A 623-nucleotide genomic window follows, 5' to 3' on the forward strand; every position below is an offset into this window, starting at 1 on the left:
TTTTTTTCACCCCTTCGGAATGCCGATAAACAGGGCATTCCCACGCACATACAAAACAAAGGGGTACGCACCATTTCGACGCGTACCCCTCAACACTTGTATGAGCATTTTCTTTGATGCGCTCTTCCCCCTTTTTACGGTTTCTTCTTCTTATTCTTTTCTGCCATCGTCTTCACATTGCGCAACTGTGCTTTGGCGATGGCCTCTTTGAGTTCCTTGCCCGGCGTGAAACGGATGTTGATTTTCGTCACCTTGCTGGCGTCGGCTTCTTTTTCCGTAGCCGAGGGCTTGCTCGAGATGGTGAGATGAAACGAACCCCAGCTACCCAACCGCACGCTGTGACCGTTGAGCAGGTTGCGAATCAGCACTTTCTTCATCTGTTCAATCGACATACGCGCCTCATGCGGGTTGAGCGTCGTTTCATCGGCTATTTCGATAGCCACATCTTCTTCGTCTGTCTGTTCTACACGTCGCAGCACGATGTACCACTGCATCGGGTCTGTGGGTTTGGAAGGATTCTTCCGCTGCACCACGTTGTAAAAAATTGCCATAATTCTAATACGTTTTAAAGGTTAATATAATAGGGTGTTCATAAATCGTTGTCTTTTCTACTCCTGCCACGG

General features: G+C 48.3%; 1 protein-coding gene. It reads right to left on the minus strand.

The features are described from left to right. Positions 1 to 134: 134 nt before the first annotated feature. Positions 135 to 551 (minus strand): HU family DNA-binding protein, encoded by a 417-nt coding sequence (locus HMPREF0658_RS10605; RefSeq protein WP_006950793.1) that lies wholly within the window; start codon positions 549 to 551, stop codon positions 135 to 137. Between the last annotated feature and the right edge of the window lie 72 nt (positions 552 to 623).

The organism is Hoylesella marshii DSM 16973 = JCM 13450 (assembly GCF_000146675.1).
GTDB classification, from domain to species: domain Bacteria; phylum Bacteroidota; class Bacteroidia; order Bacteroidales; family Bacteroidaceae; genus Prevotella; species Prevotella marshii.

Excerpts from the sequence above, each read along its gene's own strand:
- HMPREF0658_RS10605 (WP_006950793.1), bottom strand. The coding sequence starts at position 551 with ATGGCAATTTTTTACAACGTGGTGCAGCGGAAGAATCCTTCCAAACCC.